Consider the following 561-nt stretch of genomic DNA (forward strand, 5'->3'; position numbering starts at 1 on the left):
CCCCTGCAAGAGTAGGTCGTCGCTAGGCAATCTTGTGGAGGATTAGCTCAGCTGGGAGAGCACTTGCCTTACAAGCAAGGGGTCGGCGGTTCGATCCCGTCATCCTCCACCACTTATATTATATCTATATATAAGTACTATGAGCCATTAGCTCAGTAACGAGCGATGCATCTTTGAATTGGCTGCGAGCTGCCTCGACGCATTTGACTTTCTCGAATAAGCTTGTAGAGGAAGAGGCAGGTAGAGCAACGAGCTTTGCATCATTGAGTTTGCTGCGAGTTGTCCCGACGCATCTTGCTTCCTTGAATATACTTGTAGAGGAAGGGACATCACTATCCTAGAAGTGTTATCCAACTCATGAGCCATTAGCTCAGTAGGTAGAGCATCTGACTTTTAATCAGAGGGTCGGAGGTTCGAGTCCTCCATGGCTCACCACAATTGATTTGCGGGTGTGGCGGAATTGGCAGACGCGCTAGATTCAGGGTCTAGTGCCCTTTACGGGCGTGGGGGTTCGAGTCCCTTCACCCGCATGTTGATTCGAGCGGAAGTAGTTCAGCGGTA

Annotated in this window: 3 tRNA genes; all 3 read left to right on the plus strand. The window is 50.1% G+C overall.

The annotated features are described in order from the left end of the window. Nucleotides 1-36 precede the first annotated feature (36 nt). A tRNA-Val gene (locus I656_RS0116440) sits at nucleotides 37-112 on the plus strand. 247 nt (nucleotides 113-359) lie between these two features. After that, a tRNA-Lys gene (locus I656_RS0116445) sits at nucleotides 360-435 on the plus strand. Between the two features lie 10 nt (nucleotides 436-445). Next, nucleotides 446-530: transfer RNA gene (locus I656_RS0116450), tRNA-Leu, on the plus strand. Nucleotides 531-561 lie beyond the last annotated feature (31 nt).

Origin of the sequence: Geobacillus sp. WSUCF1, assembly GCF_000422025.1 — a bacterium.
Classification (GTDB): domain Bacteria; phylum Bacillota; class Bacilli; order Bacillales; family Anoxybacillaceae; genus Geobacillus; species Geobacillus zalihae.